Source organism: Gemmatimonadaceae bacterium, assembly GCA_035606695.1.
Taxonomy (GTDB): Bacteria; Gemmatimonadota; Gemmatimonadetes; order Gemmatimonadales; family Gemmatimonadaceae; genus JAQBQB01.
In genome coordinates this window covers 153734-178518 of sequence record DATNEW010000015.1, presented here as the reverse complement: position 1 = coordinate 178518, position 24785 = coordinate 153734, and the positions used below count along the sequence as shown (strand labels likewise).

Sequence of the window (24785 nt, the reverse complement as noted above, 5' to 3'; positions counted from 1 at the left end):
TCGTCATCCGGGCAGCTACTTATCCTGCCCGTTCCCGGACAACTGGTTCTGCCACCACCAGAGCTTCGCCACTTGCCGCTGGCGCGGCCACACTTCGCTCATGGTGTTGGCGTCGTACATCCGCCCGTTCTTCATCACGTAGCGAATGGTGTTCGTGTTCTTGATGTCGTCGAGCGGATTCTTGTCCAGCACCTGAAGGTCCGCGAGCTTCCCGGCCTCGAGCGAGCCCAGGTCCTTCTCGTGGCCGATCGAGTAGGCGCCGTAGATCGTCGCGACCTTGAGGACGTCATGCCGAGGCATGCCGCCGGACGCGATGTTCCAGATCTCCCATTGCGCGCCAAGCCCCTGCAACTGGCCGTGGCTGCCCATGCCGACGCGACCACCCGCCGCGATCACCTTGGCGGCCTGCTCGGCGAACAGTTGGAACGACCACTGTGACGGCGCCCACCAGCCCGGGCGGCGCAGCGCCTTGCGCTCGACCACGTCGCGCGGCGTGAAGCGGTTGAGCTTCGGATCATCCACGACGTCCGAATGCTCGTACCAGTAGTTCTCCGCCCACGGGCCGCCGTACTGCACGATCAGCGTTGGCGTCCACGTCGTACCGGACTGGGCGAGCATGGTCAGCACGTCCTTGTACAGCGGCGCGATCGGCAGCGTGTGCTCGATGCCGGCGTAGCCGTCCATGGCCTCGGTCATGTTTTTCTTGAAGTCGAGGCCGCCCTCGAGCGTCGGCAGCAGATGCTGTTCGTGCGCCGCCATCATGATGAGCTGCCGCGTGCGGCGGTCGCCCGACATGTACTGCTTGATAGTTTCGGTATTGTAGAATTCTGAATACTTGCGCAGGACGTCGCGCGCCTCGTCGAGCGTGCGAATGTTCGTCGCCTGGAAGACGCCCGGTCCCGTGGCGAGAATGCGCGGGCCGATGAACTCGCCCGCCTCGACCATGTCGGAGTACGACAGCACGTCGGTCGTCGACGTCTGCGGATCGCGCGTCGTCGTGACACCGTACGCGAGGTTGATCAGATACTCGAACGGCTGCGAGCGGTGCACGTTGAACGCCGGCCAGATGTGCGCGTGCACGTCGACGTAGCCGGGCAGGATCGTCTTGCCCGTCACGTCAATGGTCTTCGCGCCCGACGGAATGTTCACCTTGCCCTGCGGCCCCACCGCGATAATACGATTGTCTCGCACGACGATGTCGCCCTTCGCGATCACCTCGTCGCCTTTCATCGTGATGATCCGCGCCCCGCGCAGCGCTACCACACCGCTGGGGCGATCCTTCGGCACGGTGATCACCACATCGTGCCGCGACGCCTCGTAGATCGGCTTCGCCGGCGCACCACCGCGACCGCCGCCGGCGCCACGTCCACCGCCGCCGGCACCAGCCGAATCGGCGCGCGCCGCGACCGCCGTGATCGAGTCGTGCACCGCGCGATCCGCCGCATCGAGATCGTACGTGAACAGGGAGTGACCCAGCCCGTAAAAGATGTGCCGGCTGTCGTTGCCCCACGATGAAAACTCGCCGCCGATCGTCGTGATCTGACGTACCGGTACCTCGGACTGCGCGGGACTCGTCACGTTGATCGTGGCGCCGTTGGGCATTTCCGGCACCTCTTCCACGACGTAGGCGCGCGGGCCGGCCTGATCGTTCACCTGCACGAGAATCTTGCTGCCGTCCGGCGACATCATCATTTCGCCACCACCACCGCCGCCGCCGCGTCCACCACCGCCGCCGCCGGCGCGCAGAATCGTCTTCTGATCCGTGCCGTCCCATCGCATCGAGACGAGCGCGCTGCCCTCGGCGAAGTAGACGCGCGTCGAATCACCATGCACGAAGTGCGGCCGGCCAAAATTCGCGATCGGTGAGATGACCGTCTCCGCTCCGCCGTTCGACGGCAGCCACACCAATTCCACACCGACCGCCGCCTGCGGCGGACGCTCGAGCTCCTCGAGATCGACACGCATGTTGCGCGGACCGCGACCGACGACAATGCGCCGACCGTCATTCGAGAATGCCGGCTTCTCGTAGTACGCCGGTTTGGCGCTCAGCTTCTCCGGCCGGCCCGAGCCATCGGCGCGCATGCGCGTGACGGTTCCGCCGTCGATGTCATTCCACGTGACATACGCGATGTACTGCCCGTCCGGCGACCACGCCGGCTGGAACTCACCAACGTTCTCGCTCGGCGCCAGGCGCTTGGGCGTTCCCGCGGGAAGGTCCATTGTCCACACGCGATCGAGCGCGACGAACGCCAGCCGCTTGCCGTCGGGTGACGCCTTCACGTCGCGAATCTGCCGCACGGTCATCGACGAATCGTTGAACGTGAACGATTCGTGCGTCGGCCCGGCGATCATTTGATCGACGTCCGCCGAGAACGGGATCATCGTCTCCTTGCTGGTGGCGACGTCGGCGCTCCAGAAATGGCCGTGATGCGCGATGATGATCGACCGCGAATCGGGCGTGAACGCGTAGGTGGGCAAGAGATCGCGATTGGCGCGGGACTCCTGATCGTCGCGTTGAATCTTTGGAATGAGCATATGCTCATCGCCGGTCGACAAGTCGCGCAGGATCAACGACTCGTCGGCGTTGTTGCGCGTGCCGTAGGCCAGCCACTTGCCGTCCGGACTGAGCTCGGGACGCATCGCGCTGCCGACGGCGTTCGTCTTCGTGAAGAGATGTCCCGTCTCGCGATCGAGCACACCGATCTGCCAGCCGAGCGACGTCTGGTTATAGCCGCCGCCGGTGCTGTTGCGCATGGCGGTGTAGACGTAGCGACCGTCCTTTCCGATCGCGGGACCAAGGAAGACGTTCGGCGCCGCGCCGCCCCCGCGCCCACCACCGGCCGCGGCGCCACGCCCGCCCGCCGCGGAGTCACCGGTCAGACGGAGGCCGTTTTCCGGACCGCCGTTCGCGTAATACATGTACAGGTCGTTGCCCTTCGACGCGATGACGTACTTGCCGTCGGGCGTGAACGTCGGCGACTGGAAATGCTGATTCGTCGCATCGCGCGTGAGCGCGCGCGGATGCGAACCATCCGCCTCGGCGATCCAGATATTGTCCGACTGCGAGCGATCGCTCACGAACACGATCGATTTTCCGTCGGGCGAATAGTGCGGCATCGCGTCGTACGCCTGGCCGCTCGTAATGCGCGTCGCTTTGCCGCCCGTGACGGGCAGCGTGTAGAGGTCGCCGAGCATCTCGAAGACGATTGTGCGTCCGTCGGGCGAGAGGTCGAGCGAGAGCCAGGTGCCCTCGTCGGTGGTGAACTTGAGGGGGTGCGTGGGCGTGAGCGGCAGGCCTGCGCCGCGTCCGCCGGTGGAGTCGTTGCCGCGGCCGCCGCGTTGCGCGGCGAGCGGAGTCGCGAGTATCGAAAGACTGATGAGCGTCGCAGCGGCGAATCGCGGCGCGACGGACTGCAGGAGACGGGGGCGCATACATCGCCTCGGCGAATGGAAGAATCGAGATGCTCGTCGTGGACGAGCCTGTTGATACTGTTCGCCGTGCGCGCGCCCGGCAACCCTTCCGCGAGATAGATTTCGGGATGCGGTCGATTCAGAGGCGACTTCGTGAGCTCGCGGCGCTGCTCATGGTGTGCGGTGCCACGGCGTGCGGGTCGGCGATGACGGAGCAGGTCGGGGTTCGGGCGAGCGGTCCGCTGCCCCGCTGGGCGGACGTGGGGCGTGCTTGCTCCGACGACTCGCCGGCGTCGTCGCTGCCGGCATCTGAGAATCAGACTTATGTTCGCGGTGAGCCCGACGATACGTGGGCGCGGCTCGCGCGAACAATCCCCGGTGGATTCGCGGGGCTGTTCGTCGACAATGGACAGTTCACATACTTGCTGGTCGATCCCGGCAAGCGCTCGGTTGCCGAGCCGCAGCTTCGCGCGGCGGGCTTGCCCGTCAGCTCGAGCTCCGTCGTCCGCCAAGCCCGCTGGGATTTCGCGCAGCTGCACGACTGGATGGGGTTCATCGAGCGGAACCTGCGCACGCCGTCGATCTCATTTGACGACATCGACGAAGTCAACAATCGCCTGAGTTTCGGCGTGCCCGATACGGTCGCGTTGCGAGCGTTCGAAACGAATCTCCAGCAGTTGAATCTGCCGTGCAATCTGGTGTGGGTGATTCAGCAGGGATTTGCGACGTTCGAGAAGCGGCCGTGAAGCGAACGTGGATTGGCGCGTGTGTACTTCTCGCGGCGTGCCGTCTCTCGCATGGTACGACTGCGCCGTCCGCGCCACCGGCCAACGATGGTGGACACTGGGCGAACGTCGGCCACGCGTGCTCGGCGGATTCGCCGGCCCTTTCGCTCGCGACCGATAAGGTGAGGCCGTATCACCGCGGACTGCCTGACGATCGGTGGGCGGACATTTCGCGCACGACGCCGGGCGGCTTCGCGGGGCTGGTTCCGGCGCAGAATACCAATGTGTATCGCGTGTCGTGGTATTCGTATTGGCTCGTCGACACGACGCAACGCGCCGCGGCGGAGCCGTTGCTGCGCGCTGCCGGCATACCGGTCGATTCGTTGTCCACCGTTCGCAAAGCGCGTTGGAGTTGGGCGCAGCTGTTCGACTGGATGGGCTATCTCCAGGCAAATGTCACCGGCGCGACGATGAACGACATCGACGAGGCGACGAATCGCCTTCACTTCGGTACCGCCGACGCCGAGCATGAGCGACACATGGAGCAGCAACTCGCGCGGTTGGGTGTGCCGTGCAACCTCGTCTGGCTTTCGCGGTTTTCTGGCGTCACTCTGCTCGAGTCGAGTCCCAGCCGGCCACACAAGCCATAGTTGAACAAGAGTTAGACAGCAGTTGAACAATACCTAGACAATAGTTCGACAACGCAGGTTCACTCCGACCTTCATTTTTCGTCCATGCATCGTCGTCTCGCCCTTCTGATCGCGCTTGCGATCTTCCCCGCTCAGATCGTATCGGCGCAGCAAAAACAGCGGCTCGCCTCGCTCAACGACGCACTGCAGACGAGCGGCATTCTCGCCGGCCGAGGCGCGCCGCTCAACGTGCAATGGCTCGACGGCGGCAAACGGTTCTCCTTCATCACGAACGATCCCGCGACGCATCGCCAGTTGATCCGCTCTTACGATCCCGCCACGGGGCGCGATTCCCTGCTCTTCTCCGGTGAGAATCTCAACTTCCCCGGAACGACGAACCCGTTCCTGTACGAGGGGTTTCAGTGGGCGCGCGACTTCAAGAACATTATCTTCCAGACGAACTTTCAGCAGCTCTATCGCCGGTCAGGGACCTCCGACTTCTACATCTACTCATTGGCGTCACATTCCCTGCAGCTCGGCGGTCGCGGGGCGCGGACCGCCGAGCTGTCGCCTGACGGCACGATGCTCGGCGAGGAGCGCGGCGGGAACATGTACGTGGTCGATCTCCCGACGCAGCATGAGAAGCAGCTGACGTCCGACGCCACGGAGCACGTGTTCAACGGCCACTTTGATTGGGTGTACGAAGAAGAATTCGGGCTGGCACAGGCGTGGAACTGGTCGCCCGACAGCCGACACATCGCGTTCTGGCAGGTCGACGAGACGAAAGAGCCGGAGATTCAGCTGTCCGATTTCAGCGGCCAGCATCCCACGTGGGACAAGCTGCGTATTCCACAGCCGGGAGACACGAATCCAACGGCGCGCATCGGCGTGCTCGACGTGAAGAGTGGAACGAAGGTGTGGCTCGATCCACATCAGACGGGCGAATTCTACATCCCGCGCGTGTACTGGACGTCGAGCCCCGACACGCTCGCGATGATCGTACTCAATCGCAAGCAGAACGAGATGAAGATGTTCTTCTTCGACGTCACGTCCGGCGGCTCGCGCCAAGTGATGGACGAGACGTCGCCGACGTGGATCGACGTGTACGACTTCTACGCCGGCGTGCAGGATCTGATGACGTTCCCCGAGCACGCGCGCGAATTCTTCTGGGTGTCGGACCGCACGGGCTACCAACACATCTATCGTTACGACTATTCGGGCAAGCTCATTCAGCAGGTCACGAAGGGCGACTGGAGCGTGACGCGCATCGAAGGCGTCGATCCGTCGAAGCGGATCATCTACTTCACGTCGACGGATCCGTCGCCGCTCGAGCGGCAGTTGTGGCAGGTGAGTTTCGATGGTACGGGACTCAAGCGCATCACGATGACGCCGGGGCGCCACGCGATCGACATGTCGCCCAACGCGCAGTACTTCATCGACAGCTGGTCATCCGTGACTCAGCCGCGACAGGTCGAGCTCTGGTCGACGGCCAGCGGGAAGGTGCGAACGATGGAAGCCAACGCGCCGACGACGGAGTGGCTCAAGACACACGCGTACAGTCCCGCCGAGCCGTTCAGCTTCACGACGTCGGATGGGGTGAAGATCGATGCCTCGATGATGAAGCCGATTCCGTTCGATCCGTCGCGGAAATATCCGGTCGTGTTCACGATCTACGGCGGGCCGGGATCGCAGGACGTGTACAATCAGTTCGATGCCTCCGGGTGGAAACAATGGCTCGCGCAGAACGGCTACATCGTCGTGGACGTGAACAATCGCGGCACGAACAACTACGGCCGCGACTTCATGAAAGTCGTCTACAAGCAGCTTGGACACTACGAGGCACACGATTTCGCCGAGACCGCGAAGCATTTGCGTACGCTGCCATACGTGGATGGCGCGCACATCGGCATCATGGGCACGAGCTACGGCGGCTACAGCACGATGTACACGATGGAGATGTATCCCGACGTCTTCGCGGCGGGCAGCGCCAATTCCGGTGTCGCTGACTGGCGGCTGTACGACACTATCTACACCGAGCGCTACATGTCGACGCTGGGCGACAACCCGCAGGGGTACGTCGCGAGCTCGGTCGTGGAGAACGCGAGCAAGTTGAACGGCAAGCTGCTCATGATTCATTCGATGATGGACGACAATGTCCATCCGCAGAACACCATGCAGCTCTTCACGGCGTTCTCGAATCTCGGCAAGGACATCGAGGAGCGGATCTATCCGCCGGGGCGCCACGGCGCTGCATACAATATGCAATCGCTGCGGCTCATCAATCAGGTCGAATTCGAGTTCCTGAATCGCTGGCTCAAGCCCCGCGCGGAAACGCAGCAGAGCGTGAAACCGTAACGCCGACCGCGTCGTATCTCGAGGGTCGCTCGGCGCTGGGCACTGCCCCGCGCCGACAGCGGGCCGGATCGATTGCGCCGTGCCGCTTGCGTCGGCCGTGTCACCGTCCATCTTTGCGTGAACACCGGACGTACGGTCACCCTCATCCCCAAATCCCACCATGCATCGTTTGTCTTTCATCGTTGTCTTGTTCGCAGCCGCCGGCCTTGTCGCGTGCGCCGCCAAGGACTCTTCCAGGATTGACACCACCAAAGTCGCGCAGTCGGGGGCACCCGCGGCCGCCGCGTCGCGCGGCTCGTTCGATCCCGCGACGCATGTCGCGACCGTGTACGCGCACGATTTCGCGTTCGAAGCGCCGTCGTCGATCAGCGCCGGATGGACGACGTTCCATCTCGTGAATGACGGGCCGAATCTCCATCACGTACAGCTCGTGCGTCTGGACAGCGGCAAGACGGCGAACGATCTCGCCGCGGCGATGAAGAATCCCGGTCCGCCGCCGATGTGGGCCGCATTCGTCGGCGGTCCGAACGCGCCGAATCCGCACGGCGAGTCGAGCCTCACGATGAACCTCGCACCGGGCAACTATGTGTTGCTCTGCCTCGTCGACCTGCCGGATCACGTGCCGCACTTCGCGAAGGGCATGTTCCAGCCGCTGACAGTGACGCCCGCCGTCGGCACGCCCATGGCCGAGCCCACCGCGGACATGACGGTGACGCTCTACGACTACAACTTCGACGTGACGGGCACGCTCACGCCCGGCAAGCACACGATCAAGATCGTGAACAGGGGCCCGCAGCCGCACGAGATCGAGATGGCTCGGCCGGCGGCCGGGAAATCGGCGAAGGATGTGTTGGCGTGGATCGCGAAGCCTGCCGGCCCGCCGCCGGGCGATGCGATCGGAGGCACGTCGGCCATCGTGCCCGGGTCCGCGGTGTACTACACGGTCGACGTGACGCCTGGGGACTACGCCCTGCTCTGCCTCATTCCGGACGGCAAGGACGGGAAGATGCACGCCGAGCATGGCATGGTGAAGGACATCGTGGTGAAGTAGTCGTTGTGTCATCCTGACCCTGAGCGTAGCGAAGGGTCAGGATGACATGTCGGTCACTTGAACAGATCCATCGATTTCACCGCGACCTGCCACACGCCCCACGCGAGCGGCAGGCCGACGACGGCCCAGGACAGGACGATGCGCAGTTTCATGTGCTCACCGCCAACGGCGCATCGTCCGTCGCCGCGTGCCGCGCATCGACCGGCCGCACGAGCGCGTTGCAGACGAAGCCGGCGCAGAGCAACGCCACCATCACGTGCATCGTCGTGGTGTACGCGTCGGCCTTCGCGACGCCATGAGCAATTTCATATTCACGAATGTAGTTGACGAGCACGGGTCCCAGCACGCCGGCCGTCGACCACGCCGTGAGCAGGCGGCCATGAATGGCGCCGACTTGCATCACGCCGAACAGATCGCGCAAATAGGCCGGTATCGTCGCGAAACCGCCGCCGTACATGCTCAGGATGACCACGTCGCCGGCGACGAACAGCACGACGTTCCCTGCCCGGCCGAACGTCGGTACGAATGCGTAGAGCGCGGCGCCCAGCAAAAAGAACGTGGCATACACCGCCTTCCGGCCCACGACGTCCGAAAACGACGACCAGCCGATGCGCCCGCCCATGTTGGCGAGGCTCAAGAGGCCGACGAACCCCGCGGCGGCGCTGACGGAGATGCGTCCGGGAAACATCTCCTGAATCATCGGCGATGCGACGCTCAACACGCCAATGCCCGCGGTGACGTTGAGACACAACACCAGCCATAACAACCAGAATTGCGGCGTGCGAATCGCGCGATCGGCCGAGACGTTGGACGTCGTGACCAATCGCTGCGCGCCGGCGACCGGCGTCCATCCCGCCGGTTTCCATCCCGGACGCGGCACGCGCACCGTGAGCACGCCGAACATCATGAAAATGAAATAGAGCGCGCCCATCACGGCGAACGTCGGCGCAACGCCTTGCGGCGCGACAGGCTTGAAGTGCGCCATGAGCATAGTCGAAAGCGGCGACGCGATCATCGCGCCGCCGCCGAAGCCCATGATCGCGAGACCCGTTGCCATTCCGGGGCGATCGGGAAACCACTTGATGAGCGTCGACACCGGCGAGATGTAGCCGAGTCCCAACCCAATGCCGCCGAGGACACCGTAGCCGAGCAGCACGATCCAGAAGCTGTGGATGACGACGCCGATCGCCGCCACTTCGAACCCGCCGGCGAAACAGAGCGCGGACGTGAGCATCGCGCGGCGCGGGCCGACCCGCTCGAGCCACGCGCCAAACACCGCCGCCGAGAGGCCGAGGAAGACGATGGCGAGGCTGAAGATCCAGCCGATGCTGCTGAGCTTCCAGTCGCCCGGCGCCGATTCGGTGCCGCCGTTCAAGCGCGAGAGCGGGAGGTTGAACACGCTGAACGCGTACGCCTGCCCGATCGACAGATGAATGGCCAGCGCGGCGGGCGGCACGAGCCAGCGCGAGAAGTGTTCGTCGGCGATGGAGTGGTCGCGGTCGAGGAAGGGCATGGAGCGGTGTCATTCCGAGCGAAGCGAGGAATCTTGCATCCCGATAGAGAGACGGGTCACTCTATCGGACCAGAAGATCCCTCGCTGCGCTCGGGATGACAAGGTAGCTTTGCGGGACTGACAAGGTTTTGCCGGACTGACTCGCAAGGTCCCCACCATGAGACTCTCTCTTTTCTTCCTCGGTTGTGCCACGACCCTCGGCGCACAGAACGCGTCGTTCACCGTCGGTACGGCGTCGGCCGCACCGGGCATCACCGCGTATGGTACGATCGATGTGGCCGCCGGTTCCGATTCCGCGCTGTCGATTCCGGTCGCGGTCATCCGCGGCGTGAAGCCGGGGCCCGTCGTCGCGTTCGTGTCGGGCGCGCACGGCACCGAGTACTCATCGATCGTCGCGATGCAGCGGCTGATTCCGCGCATCGACGCGACGAAGCTCAGCGGCACGGTGATCGTCGTGCCGCTGCTCAACGTCGCCTCGTTCCTGCAGATGACGCCGCACGTCAATCCGATCGATCGCAAGAGCATGAATGGGTTGTATCCGGGCGATCCCAACGGCACGCAGACGCCGCGCGCGCTGGCGGCGATCACCGAGCGCGTCGTGGCGCCGGCGGACGTCGTGGTCGATCTGCACGGCGGCGATCTCGACGAAGATTTACGCCCGTACAGCTACTGGTTCCGCGGCGGCCGCGCCGCGCAGGATTCCGCGGGTCTCGAGCTCGCGCTCGCGTTCGGCCTCGACCACATCATCGTGAGCGACGCCGATCCGAACAACGGGCGCTCGCTGTCGGGTCAGGCGCTGTCGCGCGGCAAGACGGTGCTCGTCGCCGAGGCGGGACGGAGCGGTGTCGTCGCGCCGGGCGATCTGAAATCACTCGTCGACGGTTCTCTAAACGTGCTCGCCACATTGGGGATGATTCAGCGGAAGGTCACGACGGTCGCGCATCCGGTGTGGCTCGGCGGCGCGGGCGAGCGCATCGCCGCGAAGAGTGCCGGTGCGTTCACGCCGGCGGTCGCGCGCGACACGCGCGTGAAGAAAGGTCAGATCGTTGGACACACCACGGACTTCCTCGGCCGGCCAACAGGCGACGTCGTCGCGGGCAGCGACGGATTGGTCACGTTCATTCGCGGCGTGCCGTCGATGTGGGTCGGCGCGACGCTGGTCAACATCGCACCGGTGCTGCCGAGCCCGGGCCAATGGAGGATGCCGGGACGATGAGCAAAGACTCACGGATCGACCGCCGCGACTTTTTGGCGCGCGGGACCTCGTGCGCGGCGCATCTCGCGTTGGCGGCCGCGGTCATGCCGCGCGCGTTACGCGCGGCGTGGGCGACACCGCGCGGCGCCGTCGTGGCCCGCGAGCCGTTCGGGAATCTCGAGCGCGTCGCGGACAATGTGTGGGCGCTCATCTCGACACCGCTGACGGGTGATTCGACCACCGTGTCGAACGGCGCCATCGTCGCCGGCAAAAACGCGGTGCTCGCCATCGAGGGATTCAATCGACCGCAGGGCGCCGTGTGGTTGGCGAATCGTGCGAAGGAGCTCACCGGCCGATGGCCGACGCACGTCGCGCTCACGCACTATCACGCCGATCATGCAAACGGCGTGGCGGGATATCTCCAGGACGGCGAGCATCCGGTGCTGCGGGCGACGGAGCGAACGCGCGACCTCGTCGTGACCCGGAACATCCAGCCGGCGGATCCGAATCGCGTCGCCGCAATGAAGGACGTGGTATTTCTCTCGTCCGCTGCCAACACGGAGCTCGACCTCGGCGGGCGTTCAGTGCGTGTCGTGCCGCGCGACGGACATACCGAGAGCGACGTGTCACTCGAGCTGGCGGATCAGAACGTGATCTTCACCGGTGATCTGTTCTGGAACGCGATGTTCCCGAATTACGTCGATGCCATTCCCAATAAGTTGTCGGCGTCGGTGCGTGCGTTGCGGGGCGGCTCGAACATCACATACGTCCCCGGTCACGGCGCGATCGGCCACGCCGCGGACTACGACCGGTATGTGGCGATGATCGACGAGGTGGAGCAGGCGGCCCGCGCCGCGCACGCCGCGGGCAAAACCGCCGCCGACGCCGGCGCGCAGTTCACGCTGCCGGCGTCGCTCGGCGAATGGACGCTGTTCAGCAAAGCCTTCTATCCCCGCGCGTTCGAGGCGTGGTACAAGGTGCTCGACGCCAAGTAGCTCGCGGCGGCGGCGGCTTGCTTCCCTGACTACTTCGTGGACTGCGAGACGCCGCCCTTCGTGGTGAAAATGCCCGGCTGGCTGATGAACGCCTTGCCGGCGATGACGAGCGCCGCGATTCCGCCGACGGTGAGCGCGGTGCGCGTCTTGTCGAGCCCTCGGACGGCGAACGTCTCGCCGTTCGCGAACGACATCGTCAGCGGCTCGTTCTGGAGAAATTCCTCAGGCTGATCGGGTCCACGGGCCACCTGTGTGAGCGCGAGCGTGAGCTCCGTGTCCGTGCGCCGCACGATCCGCCCGTCGAGCGACGTGGCGCCGGGTCCGATGCTGCCGGCGAGCGCGGCCGCGCCGGCCGGCGTCAGCGTGACGCGCACCGACTGGCCGGGCCGCACGGCGGTGCGCGGCGCCGATTCGTAGCCGTAACACCCCGTCCCGACGATGATCGCCGGGACGGTTGCCGTCAGGATCGTATAGTTCTTGAATACTCGTTTACTAATCACTGCCCGAGGCACTTGCCGCCGGTGCCGTCCGAGGTTGCGTTGGCCGGGTCGTTCGGGTTGCGTGCCGGCTGCTGGCTGAGCGGCGGGATGTTGCTGTTGGTGTTCCGCTCGCTCGCATCGTACGGGAAGCGCGCCGGGATCTTGCCGTTGAAACTGCCCCCGGTGGTCACCGGCACGAGGTTCGGCGTACAGGTGCGCTTGTACAGATTCCACGCTTCGAGGTTCTGGAAGTCGGCGATGTACTCCTCGATCAAGATTTCGGACAACAGTGCTCGTCCCGTGAGTCCGGCCGCCTCGGCCGGCAGGCCGTTGAGTGCACGCTCCTGATTGAGGTCCGTGAGCGCGGTCGCATTGTCGCCCGTGCGCTGCGCCGCCTCGGCGGCGAGCAGCAAGCCTTCGTTCGCCGTGACGATCGGCTGCGTGTGGTTCGGCGCGATCAGCGAATCGTTCAAGTCGGTGAGATCGGCGTTGAAGTAGGCGCCCAGTCGCGGATCATTCCTCGACTTCAACAAGGCGACGAACTGCGGGTCGGGCGCGAGGTAGCCCGTTCGTTGCACAACGTCGAACTGATACCAGAAGTTCTGCTCGTTGGCGTTGCCGGAGAACACCGCATTGAAGTTCTGTGATGGATCGGTGATGCCCTGCTTCGCTTCCGCCAGCACCTGCGGATAGACCGTCGAACGGACTTCCGCGGTGTGCATCAGGTAGCGCGCCTTGAGTGTGTGCGCCAGGCGGATCCAGCTCGCGGCGTCGCCGCCGTAGGCCAGATCGTTGCTTCCGGGCCCCGCGTTGCTCGGGCCCGACGCCGCCATGTTCTTGACAGCCTGCGTGAGCAGCGACTGTACCGAGTCGTAAATCGCGAGCTGGCTGTCGAGCGTCGGATTGAGCGTGCTCGTCAACGCCTGCGTGTACGTCAGGTTGCCGAACATGTCGGCGCCCGTCCCGACGAGCAGAGCTTCCATCGTCTGCGCGATCCCCAGCGTTAGACTGTCGTGCGACGCGGCGGCCTGCGATTCGAGCTTTCGAATGTCCACCAGGCCGCCGCCCGTGTAGAGCGACACCTGGAAGCCGTTCGTCGTCTGCTCGTCCACCTGATAATTGTAGATCGCGAAATACTGCTGGATCTCGCCCTGGAGCTGCTGCACCCACATGTTGGTCACGCGCGCGGGGTCGCTTTGCAGCTGCGCCCACACGTTGGCCTCGATGCCGGTGAGGAGCTGGCCGCTCGTCGCCTGCGTCGGGCGATTGGGGTCGTTGGTCAGCTCGCCGCCCGTGAGGAAGTTGTCCCCACAGGCCACGAGCAGCGCCGACGCGCCAATCAGCCCGATGATTAGTTTCTTATTCATAAAGACTCGATGTTCTCCTTTATGGTTTCTCGCTTCGGCGCTGCGCGCCTCCGCTCGAAATTCCGCATTGACGATTCATGGTTTCGCGCTTCGGCGCTGCGCGCCTCCGCTCGAAATTCCGCATTGACGATTCATGGTTTCTCGCTTCGACGCTGCGCGCCTCCGCTCGAAATGCTGGATTCAACGGTTGAGCGTGACCGAGACGACGAACGAGCGCGTCTGCGGATTCTGGAAGAAGTCGATGCCCTGCGTCAGGAACTCGGCCCCGCCGAGGTTGGTCTCAGGATCGAGACCCTGATACTTGGTCCAGGTGTGCAGGTTGCGGCCGGCAACGCGAATGAGCGCGCTGCTCAAGCCCATCTTCGAGTGCAGCCAGGCGTTGTCGAGCGTGTAGATCACCGACAGCTCGCGCCACTTCACGAAGCTGCCGTCCTCGACGAACTGGGACTGCACCGTACCGGCGCTCCCGCCAGGACCGGTGTACCACGCCTGCCAATCCGCCGGCGTCTTGAAGGCCACTACGCCGGCGCCCGGGCCGGCGACCGCCTGCCCCGCAAGCACGTTCTGCCCGAACACGCCCTGTTGACTGCGCACGTCGGTCTCCAGCGCCGTGCCGAAACGATCGAGCGCGGACCGCGTGCCGTCCCAAACCTGGCCGCCGTGACGCAAGTCGAACAGCGTCGAAAACTGGAACTTGCCGACACGCAGCAAACCGTTGACGCCGCCGGACCATTTCGGATTCGGATCGGCGATCACCTGCTCGTCAGGATTCGCGACGGGCTGTCCGTTCGCCGAGAGATAGAGCGCGCCCTTCTTCGCGCTCGCGCCGCACGCCGAATCGACGCTCACGACCGCGCCGCCGGTTCCCGGCAACACTTGCTGCTGGCCGAGGCCACAGCGAATCCAATCGTTGCCGCGGAGCACGCCCGGCGCGAAGCCGACCGTCGACGATCCGATCGCCCCCGTGAAGCCTTCGGTGTTGTACGGAATGAACTGCACGCCCTCGAGCAGCGACTCTACGCGTCCGCGGTTGCGCGCCCAGTTGCCGCCGATGCTGAAGTCGACGTTCTGCGACGTGTACGGACGCACGTTCAGCGTCAGCTCGACGCCCTTGTTCGTCAGCGTCGCGCCGTTCACGAGCTCCGTGAACGCACCGGTCGACGCGGCATTCACCGGGGCCGGAAGGATCACGTCCGTCGACCGCTTGTTATAAAACGTGAAACTGAAGTCGGAGCGCGTTCCCCAGAAGCCGAAATCGAGTCCGGCTTCCGCTTCGCGATCGCGCTCGGGCTTGAGATTCGGGTTGCCGAGGTTGCTGCCCGTGACGAGGCCGCCCTGCCCGCTTTGCTTCGAGCCGATCACGTCGCCGAAGCCCGACCCGAATGTGCTCGTGGACGACAGCGCGCTGATCGCCGCATACGCGGGCGGCTCACGGCCGGTCTCACCGTAGGCCGCGCGCAACCGACCGTTGGTGATCCACTCGTTGCCCGTGCTCGCGCCGTGGTTCAACCAATTCGTGAACGTCCATGCGGCGTCGATCTTCGGATAGAGCGCCGTCTTGTTGCCGGAACCGAACGTCGAGAATCCATCGTCGCGAGCGCCCGCCGTCACGTGCAGCTGGTTGTAGAAATCCAGCTCGGCCTGTGTGAAGTACGCCTGAATGTGGCGGAGCGAACGCGTCTCGGTCGGCGTGTAGCTGACCGTGTTCTGAATCGCGAACGGCGTCGGCGCGATGAGCTGATCGCCGAAGATGTACACGTCGCGATAGCGCCGCGAGTTGAGGTTCTGGCCAAGAATGAGTCGCGCGTCGATGTTCGGATTGAACGTGTGCGACAGCGTGGCCGTCAGGTTGTGGTCGATCTCGAGGTTGTTGATGGTGTAGCGCGTGACGAAACCAACCGGATCCGTGGACGAAGTCAGCGGAGCGGACTCGAGACGCGAGTCGGTGTAGTTGTCGGCGCCGAACGTCTCATTCACGGCGATCCAGCTCGTCGGCACCCAGTTCGCCGTCATGTTGCCCAGGAATCGTCCGAGCTCGCTGCGGTTGCCGGGGTTGTCGAGCACGAAGAACGGATTGTCGTAGCCGCGCGGATCGGTGATGCTCGCCGCCGTCGGATGCGGAAAGCGATACGACCGGTGCAGGCCGGAGACGGGATCCAGGAACGGCAGGTTGTTGAAGTCGGGCGACGTCCGCAGCGCGCCGAGCAGCAACCCGGAGGTGTTCGATCCCTTCTGCACGTACTCGCCGCGCGTGTTGAAGTACGAGAAGTTGCCGCCGAACGTCAGCGAATTCAGAAGTTGATGCGATGCCGACAGACGCACGGTCGAGCGATCGTAGCGATTGTTCGAGCCCTTCATCATTCCGAGCTGGTCGGTGAGGCCGCCGGAGAGGAAGAACGTCGTGCGGTTGTTGCCGCCGGAGACGCTGAGCGCATTGTCGCTCGTCAAGCCGGTGTCATAGATCTCCTTGCCATGATCGAACGTCGGGACGCCGGACAGGAGCGGCCCCCAGCTCAAGCTGCTGGCGTTGCAGTCCGGATCGGTGCACGTGCCGGGCTTGCCGTTCGAGCCCTGCCCATACTGCTGCTGCAGCGGGAACGTCTTGATGACGTTGTCGAAGGTCTGCGTCGACGCGAAGGTGTAGCGCGTCGGGCCGCTGGCGCCCTTCTTCGTCGTGATGAGGATGACGCCATTCGCGGCGCGCGCGCCGTAGATCGCGGACGCCGCCGCGCCCTTCAGGATCTGCACCGACTCGATGTCGTTTGGATTGAGGTCGGCCGCGCGATTCTGCGCGACGGTCGAGCCGTCGCCGCCGTTCGTCGAGATCGTACTGTTGTCGATCGGCTGATTGTCGACGACGATGAGCGGCTGATTCGTGCCGGTCACCGACGTGGCGCCGCGAATGAGCACGAACGCCGACGAGCCGGGTTCGCCCGATTGCGTGTTCACGCGCACGTTTGGCGTGGTGCCGGACAATTCCGAGATCGCGTTCTGCGGAACGGACTGCCGCTGGAGCTGCGCGGGATCGACGCTGTTGATGGTGCTGCCGATGCGCTCACGGACTTGCGACGTCCCCGCGCCCGTGACGATGACCTGCTCGAGCTGCAGCGCGGCCGCGGTGAGCACGAAATCGTGCGTGATGGTGCCTGCCGACAGCGTGACTTGCGCCGTACCAGGCGCATATCCAACGCGACGCGCCGAAAGTGTGACGAGTTGACCGCTGACGCGACTGGCGGGCACGGTGAACGAATAACGACCGTCAGTGGTGGTCATGGACCCAAGGCCCATGCCGTTGATCGACACCGTGACGCCGACGAGCGGAACACCGCCCTCTCCGGTCACGTGTCCGGTGATGGTTGCGGCCTGGCTCACGAGCCGGCCCGGTAGGGCGATCAGCGCGGCGAGTGGGAGCAGGCGGTACCAACGGGACCGCAATGACAACATGCGAACGTCTCCTGACGCAAAGTCTGGAAAGCGTGAAACCGCCGAGTCGCCGTGGGAGTCGGGCGATCGGCCAACCAGAAAACTGAAAAAAACGGAAACAAAAAAACTCGCGACGACGGACAACTCGTCGGCGCCGACTCGGGCCGCACACCGCGTGCCACTTGCTGACATTTTGCTGACACGGGAATGACACCTTAACTAAAGTCTTATGTGATTGTGTAGCTCTCGAAAAATTTTCCTTGTACATGTGACGCGACGCGCGCTTTCTCGAGTTTGAAGAAGTTTGCTGGTGTATGTCGCGCGCGTGAAATCGCGCGGACAATTGGACGATGTGTAAACGCCATATGGCGGCGTTCGCTTCGACTGGCTGAAGCGCACGCGCAAAAAAACCGCGAACGAAATCCACGTGATTTCGTTCGCGGTGATTGTGATCGTCATCCCGAGCGAAGCGAGGGATGACAGCAGTCCGACTACCGGCGCCGACCGCCCCCGCCGCCTCGTCCGCCGCGCGGCGGCGATCCGGGCCGAACGCCAACCAACCCCCCGCCGCGCGGAGCATTCCGGAACGTGCTCCGCGGAAACGCGGTGACGAACACCGGATACGAGAACGGCACACCGCACGCGTTGTACATCGAGTACGGCGAATATCCGTACGCGCCGTAGGGCGCGTAGCCGTACCCGCATGAGCCGTAGTCGGAATACGGCTGCTCCGACGACTGCGACACTTCGGGTTGATAGATCATCTGTTGATAGACGGGCTGCTGCATTCCGTTCGTGTAGCCGTACGACGCGTACGGCGACTCCGTCGACAACACCGTCCCCCGATACACCGGCACCGAATGCATCTGCTCGGCGTACCCGGCCGCGGCGTCCGGCGCGTTGCCCACCATCGCCTGCATCACCGTCGCCGGTACGTCGGCGCGCGCGAGCGCGTTGATCTGATTGCCCGTGAGATCGAAGCGCTGGCCGAATTGATAGATCCACGTTCGTACCACCGACGCGTCGACGCTGTGCAGGGCGTCGATCACGTCGTCCGACGTCAGCGGTCGCGCCGCGGCCGCACGCGCGGTCGCGATTGCCAGGCGATTACTCTGAAGCGCGATCGCCGCTTCCTTGGGCAGGCCATCCGGTACCGCGCTCGCCCGAAGACGATCGGCGCTGACGACGCCCGCGGTCGCGCCGCCGGCGCGCACGTCTTCGACCTGCAGCCATTCACCGTTCGGCGTCAACGCGAACATCGACTGCGACGTGCCGGCGATGCCCGTGTTGCACGTGTACTCGGAGCGCAGGTACACACGACGGCCGGTCGGCGACCAGCTCGCGAGCTGCGTACCGTTACATCCTTGCGCGTCGACGGCAAGCGATCGCCCATTGGCGTCGATACGTTGCCGCGCGACTCGTGTGCCGTCGACGAACGTCTGCTCTTCGACGCCGGACGACCCGCTGACCGGAACGATGCACGTGACCGTGGAGCGCGTTCCGCGTCCCGCCGTGTCGGTTTGCCAGCAGCCAAGCCACGCGTACCAGCGCGGATCCGTCTGCGTGGAACGCGTCGCCTGCGGGGCGCGCACCGCACTCTGTGCTTCGACGAACGAGGCCGCGCACGCCAAACTCACCAACGCGGCCGCGGCGCCGAGCTTCGATCGAATAGACATGGTACCGCTCGCTGAAATTCGCCTATTCGTATGCATATCCCGCGGCGCGGCCCGGCGATAGTGGCCCTCGTGTTTACGCGCGGATTGGCGCTCGGATTTACAACTGTCCGGCGCGCGCGCCCCAGCGGTCGACCTGGGCGTTGTACGAGGCATCGCTGTAGCGCGACGGCAGAAACGTTGGCGCGTAGTCCGGTAGTCTTCCCCCGGTCACGTGAAGCGCGCAGAGCTCCGCGGCGGCATGCGCCGACATCAGTCCGGTGCCGGACAACGCCCCCAGCATATACGCGCCCTCGATCGGCAGCGGGCCGATCAGCGGACGGTTCTCACGCGTCTTACAGTAGTATCCGCCGTCGATCAGCCCCGTTGCGCGACCAACGTAGGCGGCCGCCGGGGGAACCATGCGCGCCAAGCCGCGCAGCAAAATGTCGCCGGCGCGCTGGTCGAAGGACGGCGGCCACACATACGGCTTGAGCTCGGTCTCGAACGTCCAGATGAGATAGAGCTCATCCCCGCCCGCGAGATCGACGGGCCGAAAGTGCATGCCGGCCGGAAACAGCTCGCCGTCGATCGTGATGGGATCGTTCCAGATCACGAACGGCGCATCGCGCGCGACGAACGCTTTGGGATCGCGGACGGTCATCTTCGAGTGCAATTCGTGAACGACCGGCACGTCGATGCCGAGCATGTCCTCGAAGTCGCGAACGGCCGGACCGGCGGCGACGATCACGCGGTCGGTGGCGATCGAATCGCCGGAGGCCAGGCGAACCGCACGCACGCGTCCGCCCGTCGTGACGACGCCGGTCACGCGATCGCGAACCAACCGTGCGCCGTGCGCCATCGCGCGCGTGATGAACCATGCGCCAAGCGCGACACTGTTCATCGTGCCGGCGCGTCGAACGTGCAGCGCGCCAATCGTGTCGCGAGCGAGATACGGAAACGCGCGCCGCGCCGCCGCTCCGACGAGCAGATCGGCGCCCGTCGGCTGATCGAGAAAACCGTCGGCGTGATGGGGCTGATACGCGCTCGTATCCATGTGCGTGCGTACGGGCCCCATGCCGAACGTCGAGACCGCGTGCGCGGTGGCCTCGAGCGTCTCGAGCTGACGAGGGTCCGCGGTAGCGAAGAGATAGCCGCGCCGATTCAAGCGAAACACGTTGCCGCTCTCGATCGCGGTCTCCTCGAGCAGATCGATGCTGCGCGAGACGAAGCGGCACATCGTGTCGTCAGGCCCGGGCCACCAGTTGCGATAGCCCTGCGTGCCCTTGTCGGTCGTCAACGTGAGCGGCTCGCGCTCGTCGATCAGAACGACGTGCCGGACGCCGTGCCGCACGGCGAGATGATACGCCGCCGCCGCACCGGCGATGCCGGCGCCGCAGATGACGACGTCGGCGGACGGAGACGAAGGCATGCAGGAAAGCTACGCCCGGGTCCGCCGGGCGAAAGCGCTGAAAAGGCGCTCAGAAAAAAAGGACTGAATTGGGAAAGCGCCCCGTGACCATGCGGAATCCATGAGATCACGGGACGCTGTGGTCCGAACCTGAGTCGTAGTCCAATCAACTGGAGGTCGGCGCCACTCTTCGGTGTCGGCCGGCCCGCGAAAGATTGAAGCTTTGAGGTGGATCCTGTAACGACCTGTTGCGAGGTGCCCCATTCGATGCACCTTTTTCGTGCGCATCATCACCTTCCAGGAGCCATTCGTGGGCGATTCCACTGATTTCCCCGAAGTCCCCTCTGCTTCAGTTACGCGACGTGACTTCATCGTGCGCGCCGGCCAGGTCGGCGCCGCGCTCTCGATTCTCGGACCCCGTGTCGCGTGGTCGGAGTCCGCGCCGTGGTCGGCCGGCGTTGCGTCAGGCGTCGCCGCGGGCACGCCGCCGATCGATCCGTCACTCTACTCCGGCCTGCGCTGGCGCATGCTTGGACCGTTCCGCGGCGGACGCTGCCCCGCGGCGACCGGTGTGCCTGGCCGTCCCAACGAGTTCTACTTCGGTTCAGCGAACGGCGGCGTGTGGAAGACGATCGACGCCGGCCGCGTGTGGACTCCGGTGTTCGACTCGCAGCCGGTCGCGTCGATCGGCGCGATCGTCGTCGCGCCGTCGTCGCCGGACACCGTGTATGTCGGCACCGGCGAGTCGACGCTGCGCGACTCCATGGGCTTTGGCAGCGGCGTGTACAAGTCGACGGATGGCGGCCGCAGCTGGACCCATCTCGGCCTCGACGACACGCAGCACATCGGCAAGATCGCGGTCGATCCGCGCAACCCCAACACCGTGTTCGTGGCGGCGATCGGCAAGATGTACGCGGCGAGCCCGGATCGCGGCGTGTTTCGTTCGCGCGATGGCGGCAAGACGTGGCAGAAAGTGTTATTCAAGAACGATGATGTCGGCGCGATCGAGGTCGTGATCGACCCGACCAACTCGAACGTGGTCTACGCCGGCTTGTGGAATACGCGACGGCCGCCCTGGTACACGTACGCGCCGACGAACGGTCCGGGGGGCGGCATCTTCAAGTCGACCGACGGCGGCACGACGTGGAAGCAGCTCTCCAAGGGACTGCCGAACGGCATCGGACGCAGCGGCATCGCGGTGTCGGCGAGCAATCCGCGCCGCGTGTACGCGGTCGTCGATCAACTCTATACCGAACCGGCAGGCAATGGTCCGGCGCCCACGCCGCCCGAGGGTGCCGGCGGCGGCCGCGGCGGAGCCGGTGGTCCGGGCGGCGAGGGCGGCTTCTTCCGCTCCGACGACGCCGGCGCGACATGGACGCGCATGTCGTCCGATCCAGCGCTCTGGGGCCGCGGCTGGTACTTCGAGAAGGTCGCGGTCGATCCCAAGAACGCCGACATCGTGTACGTCCCGAACGTGGCCGTGTCGCGCAGCAAGGACGGGGGCAAGACGTGGGTCGCGCTGCGCGGTTCGCCGGGCGGCGACGACTATCATCAAGCGTGGGTCTCGCCGGACGATCCGAACACGATGATCGTCGCGAGCGACCAGGGCACCATCATCTCGCGCAACGCGCGCGAGGATGATCCGCGCAACGTGACCTGGAGCTCGTGGCTCAACCAGCCGACGGCGCAGATCTATCACGTCTCGGTGGATTATCGGTATCCGTACTGGGTAACGGGCGCACAGCAGGACTCGGGGGCGGTCGCCGTGCGCTCGCGCGGCAAGTTCGCCGAGATCTCGACGCGGGACTGGGAGCCGATCGGCGCCGGCGGCGAGAGCGGCATGACGGCGGGCGACCCTCGGCACCCGGGGATCATCTTCGGCGGCAGTGGCCAGCGCTTCGACCTGGCGAACAACGTGCCGATCGCGGGCACGACCTCGCCGCAGAAGCAGGGCGATCGCGCCGATTGGACGCAGCCGCTCGTGCTCTCGAAGGCGGATCCGAACGCTTTATACTATGCGAATGACAGATTGTTCAAGTCCACCGACGACGCGAAGACCTGGACGCAGATCAGTCCGGACCTGACGCGTCCTGATCCGGGGACCCCGAACACGCTGGACGCCACGACGGCGAACCATACCGACCGCAACGCCAAGCGCGGCGTCATCTACGCCGTGTGCCCTTCTCCGCTCCGCGCACCGACGGTCTGGATCGGAACGGACGACGGCGTCATTCAGGTCACGACGAACGACGGCCAGGCCTGGCAGAACGTGACGCCGAGCGAGATGACCGCGTGGAGCCGCGTCACCGGCATCGAAGCGTCGCACTTCGACGCGAACGGGGCGTACGCCAGCGTCGACCGGCACCAGCTTCAGGATTTCGAGCCATACATCTATCGCACGCGCGACATGGGCAAGAGTTGGCAGCGCATCACGAACGGCCTGCCGCGCGGCGTGTACGTGCACGCGATCAAGGAAGACCCGGCCAAGCAGGGGTTGCTCTTCGCGGGGACCGAGCGCGGCGCGTTCGTCTCGTTCGACGACGGCGACAACTGGCAACCGCTCCAGCTCAATCTGCCGGTGACCTCGGTCCGTGATTTCGAGATCTATGAAAACGATCTCATCGTCGGCACGCACGGCCGCGGCTTCTGGGTGATCGACGACATCTCGGCGCTGCGGCAAATTTCGCCGGCGGTGCTGAGCGCGGATGCCTACCTGTTCAAGCCTGCCGATGCCGTGAATTACATGCAGGGCGGCGACAACGGTACGCCGCTGCAGAAAGACGAGCCGCAAACACCGAATCAGCCGGAAGGTGCCGTCATCGATTACTACATCAAGTCGGCGACGACGCCGGTGACGCTCGAGATTCTCGACGCCTCGGGCAACGTGCTGCGCACGTTCAGCAGCGACGCGAGCACGGCATCGCCGCCGCCGGGCGGACGCGGCGGCGGCCGAACCGACGGAATTCCGAACACGTCGCCATTGTGGCGTACAACGCCGCAGCCATTCTCCGGCGCGCCGGGGATGCATCGCGCCGTATGGGTGCCGGTCGCGCCGAACGCCGGCGGCGGCCGCGGACGCGGTGGCGGTGGTGGGCGAGGTGGCGGCGCCGCATTGCTCACGGGCACGTTCACCGCTCGGCTCACGGTGAACGGCAAGAGCTACACGCAGACGTTCAACGTGAAGCCGGATCCGCGAGGGATTGGTCGCTGACGTGACGGTTGCACCGCGGCTTGCCGCGCACGCCACGTCGCGTCCTGAGCTCTGGATTCTCACGCTGCTGTCGGCGGCGACGCACTTTTGGCATCTGACGTCGCCGCACGCGTTCGTGTTCGACGAGGTCTACTACGAGCCGTTCGCGGGCGCGTATCTCACGCATGCGTACATGTTCGACGTCCATCCGCCGCTGGGACGACTGCTGTTCGCGCTGACCGCGCGGCTGCTGCACGTTCCAGCGGCGGCGCTCATGCAGCCCGTGCCGGTGCCCATGCTGCGCGTGTTACCGGCGCTGTTCGGTACCGCGCTCGTGCCGCTGGTCTATCTCCTGTTGCGGCAGCTTCACGCAAGCCGTCGCGTCGCCGCACTCGGCGCGATCGGCATTTTGTTCGACAACGGTCTGCTGATGATGTCACGCATCGCGGTACCGGACATCATTCTCATTGTCTTGGGCGTTGGGGCGTTGAGCGCGTACCTCGCCGCGCGCACGAGAAGCGGTGGCACGCGAGCTTGGTGGATTGCGGGCGCGGCACTGCTTGCCGGGCTCGCGCTCAGCATCAAATGGACAGGCGCCTCCGCGCTGGGACTCATTCTCTCCGCGTGGGCGATCGATTCGTTTCGCGCGCGGCGACGCGCGGCGACGGTCGTTCGCGAAGCGGCGCTGCTCATCGCCATCCCTGCCCTGCTCTACCTCGGATTCTTTCAACTGCACTTCGCTATCCTGTCGCATTCCGGAACCGGCGACCGCTACATGCCGGCGCGCTTCCTCGCGCAGCTGCCTGGCTCCGCGACCTATGATCCGAGCGCCCCTCGCCTGAGCTATTGGCAGAAGCTCGCCGACGTTCACGCGGCGATTCGGCGCAGCAACGCGAAGCTGATCGGTGCGTCGAACAGTGCGTCGTCCAAATGGTACACCTGGCCGTTCACCACGCATCCGATCATGGTCTGGAGCTCGGCGCCGTCGGGGCCGGATGTGCGAAAGCTCTTTCTCGTCGGCAACCCGCTCGTGTGGTGGACGGCGATCGCCTGTGTCGTGGCGACATCGGTCATGTTCATGAGTCGCCGAGCTGTATTTCGCGGTTTCGAGTACGGCACCGTGTTTCTCCTGGCGGCGTTCGCGATCAATTATCTCCCGTTCATCGCCATCAGGCGGCTGATGTACATCTACCATTATCTGTTCGCGCTGACGATCGCGGTGGGGGTGACCGCGTGGCTCCTGGGCCTGCTCGCCGGATGGATGCGCGCCGACGATCAGCGCTGGCGTTTTCCGCGGTGGCAGTCCGAAGCCGGCTACTGGTCGGTGGTCGGCGTGTGGCTCGCCGGTTTCCTGTTCTTCGCGCAGTTCACGTTCGTATGAGTGCGAGC

At 65.0% G+C, this 24785-nt stretch carries 15 protein-coding genes; 8 read left to right on the top strand and 7 right to left on the bottom strand.

The annotated features are described in order from the left end of the window. Positions 1-15: 15 nt before the first annotated feature. Complete coding sequence (locus VN706_05730; protein HXT15108.1) at positions 16-3432, bottom strand: amidohydrolase family protein; 3417 nt, start codon at positions 3430-3432, stop codon at positions 16-18. A gap of 107 nt (positions 3433-3539) precedes the next feature. Here VN706_05730 and VN706_05725 point away from each other — a divergent pair, with 107 nt between their 5' ends. The 4 genes from VN706_05725 (at position 3540) to VN706_05710 (ending at position 8171) form a co-directional block, all read left to right on the top strand. Beyond that, positions 3540-4157: a hypothetical protein gene (locus VN706_05725; GenBank protein ID HXT15107.1), complete on the top strand. Its 618-nt coding sequence runs from the start codon at positions 3540-3542 to the stop codon at positions 4155-4157. Continuing rightward, entirely contained in the window at positions 4154-4786 is a 633-nt protein-coding gene (locus VN706_05720; protein ID HXT15106.1) for a hypothetical protein, read from the top strand. The genes VN706_05725 and VN706_05720 overlap by 4 nt, the downstream gene beginning before the upstream one ends. Before the next feature lie 84 nt (positions 4787-4870). Continuing rightward, entirely contained in the window at positions 4871-7120 is a 2250-nt protein-coding gene (locus tag VN706_05715; protein HXT15105.1) for a S9 family peptidase, read from the top strand. Positions 7121-7280: 160 nt separating this feature from the next. Further along, positions 7281-8171, top strand: coding sequence for a hypothetical protein (locus VN706_05710; protein ID HXT15104.1), 891 nt, complete (start codon positions 7281-7283; stop codon positions 8169-8171). A 148-nt stretch (positions 8172-8319) separates the two neighbouring features. On the opposite strand, the gene VN706_05705 is transcribed toward VN706_05710, so the two are convergent. Further along, positions 8320-9684, bottom strand: a complete 1365-nt coding sequence (locus VN706_05705; GenBank protein ID HXT15103.1) for an OFA family MFS transporter — start codon at positions 9682-9684, stop codon at positions 8320-8322. A gap of 157 nt (positions 9685-9841) precedes the next feature. Here VN706_05705 and VN706_05700 point away from each other — a divergent pair, with 157 nt between their 5' ends. Together VN706_05700 and VN706_05695 are read left to right on the top strand one after the other, a co-directional pair. Further along, positions 9842-10900: a succinylglutamate desuccinylase/aspartoacylase family protein gene (locus tag VN706_05700; GenBank protein HXT15102.1), complete on the top strand. Its 1059-nt coding sequence runs from the start codon at positions 9842-9844 to the stop codon at positions 10898-10900. Further along, entirely contained in the window at positions 10897-11874 is a 978-nt protein-coding gene (locus tag VN706_05695) for an MBL fold metallo-hydrolase (protein HXT15101.1), read from the top strand. Before VN706_05700 ends, VN706_05695 begins: the two co-directional genes overlap by 4 nt. 29 nt (positions 11875-11903) lie before the next feature. Here VN706_05695 and VN706_05690 read toward each other — a convergent pair whose 3' ends face one another. From VN706_05690 to VN706_05670, 5 genes are all read right to left on the bottom strand, one after another. Further along, positions 11904-12374 (bottom strand): hypothetical protein, encoded by a 471-nt coding sequence (locus tag VN706_05690; GenBank protein HXT15100.1) that lies wholly within the window; start codon positions 12372-12374, stop codon positions 11904-11906. Continuing rightward, positions 12371-13720: a SusD/RagB family nutrient-binding outer membrane lipoprotein gene (locus VN706_05685; protein ID HXT15099.1), complete on the bottom strand. Its 1350-nt coding sequence runs from the start codon at positions 13718-13720 to the stop codon at positions 12371-12373. Before VN706_05685 ends, VN706_05690 begins: the two co-directional genes overlap by 4 nt. A gap of 180 nt (positions 13721-13900) precedes the next feature. After that, positions 13901-17164 carry a SusC/RagA family TonB-linked outer membrane protein gene (locus tag VN706_05680; GenBank protein HXT15098.1) on the bottom strand — a complete coding sequence of 1088 codons (3264 nt, stop codon included), beginning with the start codon at positions 17162-17164 and terminating at the stop codon, positions 13901-13903. Between the two features lie 470 nt (positions 17165-17634). Next, positions 17635-18819, bottom strand: a complete 1185-nt coding sequence (locus tag VN706_05675) for a hypothetical protein (GenBank protein ID HXT15097.1) — start codon at positions 18817-18819, stop codon at positions 17635-17637. A 97-nt stretch (positions 18820-18916) separates the two neighbouring features. After that, entirely contained in the window at positions 18917-20227 is a 1311-nt protein-coding gene (locus VN706_05670; protein ID HXT15096.1) for an FAD-binding oxidoreductase, read from the bottom strand. 289 nt (positions 20228-20516) lie between these two features. Here VN706_05670 and VN706_05665 point away from each other — a divergent pair, with 289 nt between their 5' ends. Next, positions 20517-23417, top strand: a complete 2901-nt coding sequence (locus tag VN706_05665) for a hypothetical protein (protein HXT15095.1) — start codon at positions 20517-20519, stop codon at positions 23415-23417. 1 nt (position 23418) lies between these two features. Further along, positions 23419-24777, top strand: a complete 1359-nt coding sequence (locus tag VN706_05660; GenBank protein ID HXT15094.1) for a phospholipid carrier-dependent glycosyltransferase — start codon at positions 23419-23421, stop codon at positions 24775-24777. Positions 24778-24785: the final 8 nt, after the last annotated feature.

Bases quoted from the DNA above. Each gene is read 5' to 3' on its own strand.
- VN706_05695 (HXT15101.1), top strand. From the start codon at position 10,897: ATGAGCAAAGACTCACGGATCGACCGCCGCGACTTTTTGGCGCGCGGG.
- VN706_05710 (HXT15104.1), top strand. From the start codon at position 7,281: ATGCATCGTTTGTCTTTCATCGTTGTCTTGTTCGCAGCCGCCGGCCTT.
- VN706_05680 (HXT15098.1), bottom strand. From the start codon at position 17,164: ATGTTGTCATTGCGGTCCCGTTGGTACCGCCTGCTCCCACTCGCCGCG.
- VN706_05700 (HXT15102.1), top strand. From the start codon at position 9,842: ATGAGACTCTCTCTTTTCTTCCTCGGTTGTGCCACGACCCTCGGCGCA.
- VN706_05725 (HXT15107.1), top strand. From the start codon at position 3,540: ATGCGGTCGATTCAGAGGCGACTTCGTGAGCTCGCGGCGCTGCTCATG.
- VN706_05675 (HXT15097.1), bottom strand. From the start codon at position 18,819: ATGTCTATTCGATCGAAGCTCGGCGCCGCGGCCGCGTTGGTGAGTTTG.
- VN706_05730 (HXT15108.1), bottom strand. From the start codon at position 3,432: ATGCGCCCCCGTCTCCTGCAGTCCGTCGCGCCGCGATTCGCCGCTGCG.
- VN706_05685 (HXT15099.1), bottom strand. From the start codon at position 13,720: ATGAATAAGAAACTAATCATCGGGCTGATTGGCGCGTCGGCGCTGCTC.
- VN706_05705 (HXT15103.1), bottom strand. From the start codon at position 9,684: ATGCCCTTCCTCGACCGCGACCACTCCATCGCCGACGAACACTTCTCG.
- VN706_05670 (HXT15096.1), bottom strand. From the start codon at position 20,227: ATGCCTTCGTCTCCGTCCGCCGACGTCGTCATCTGCGGCGCCGGCATC.
- VN706_05715 (HXT15105.1), top strand. From the start codon at position 4,871: ATGCATCGTCGTCTCGCCCTTCTGATCGCGCTTGCGATCTTCCCCGCT.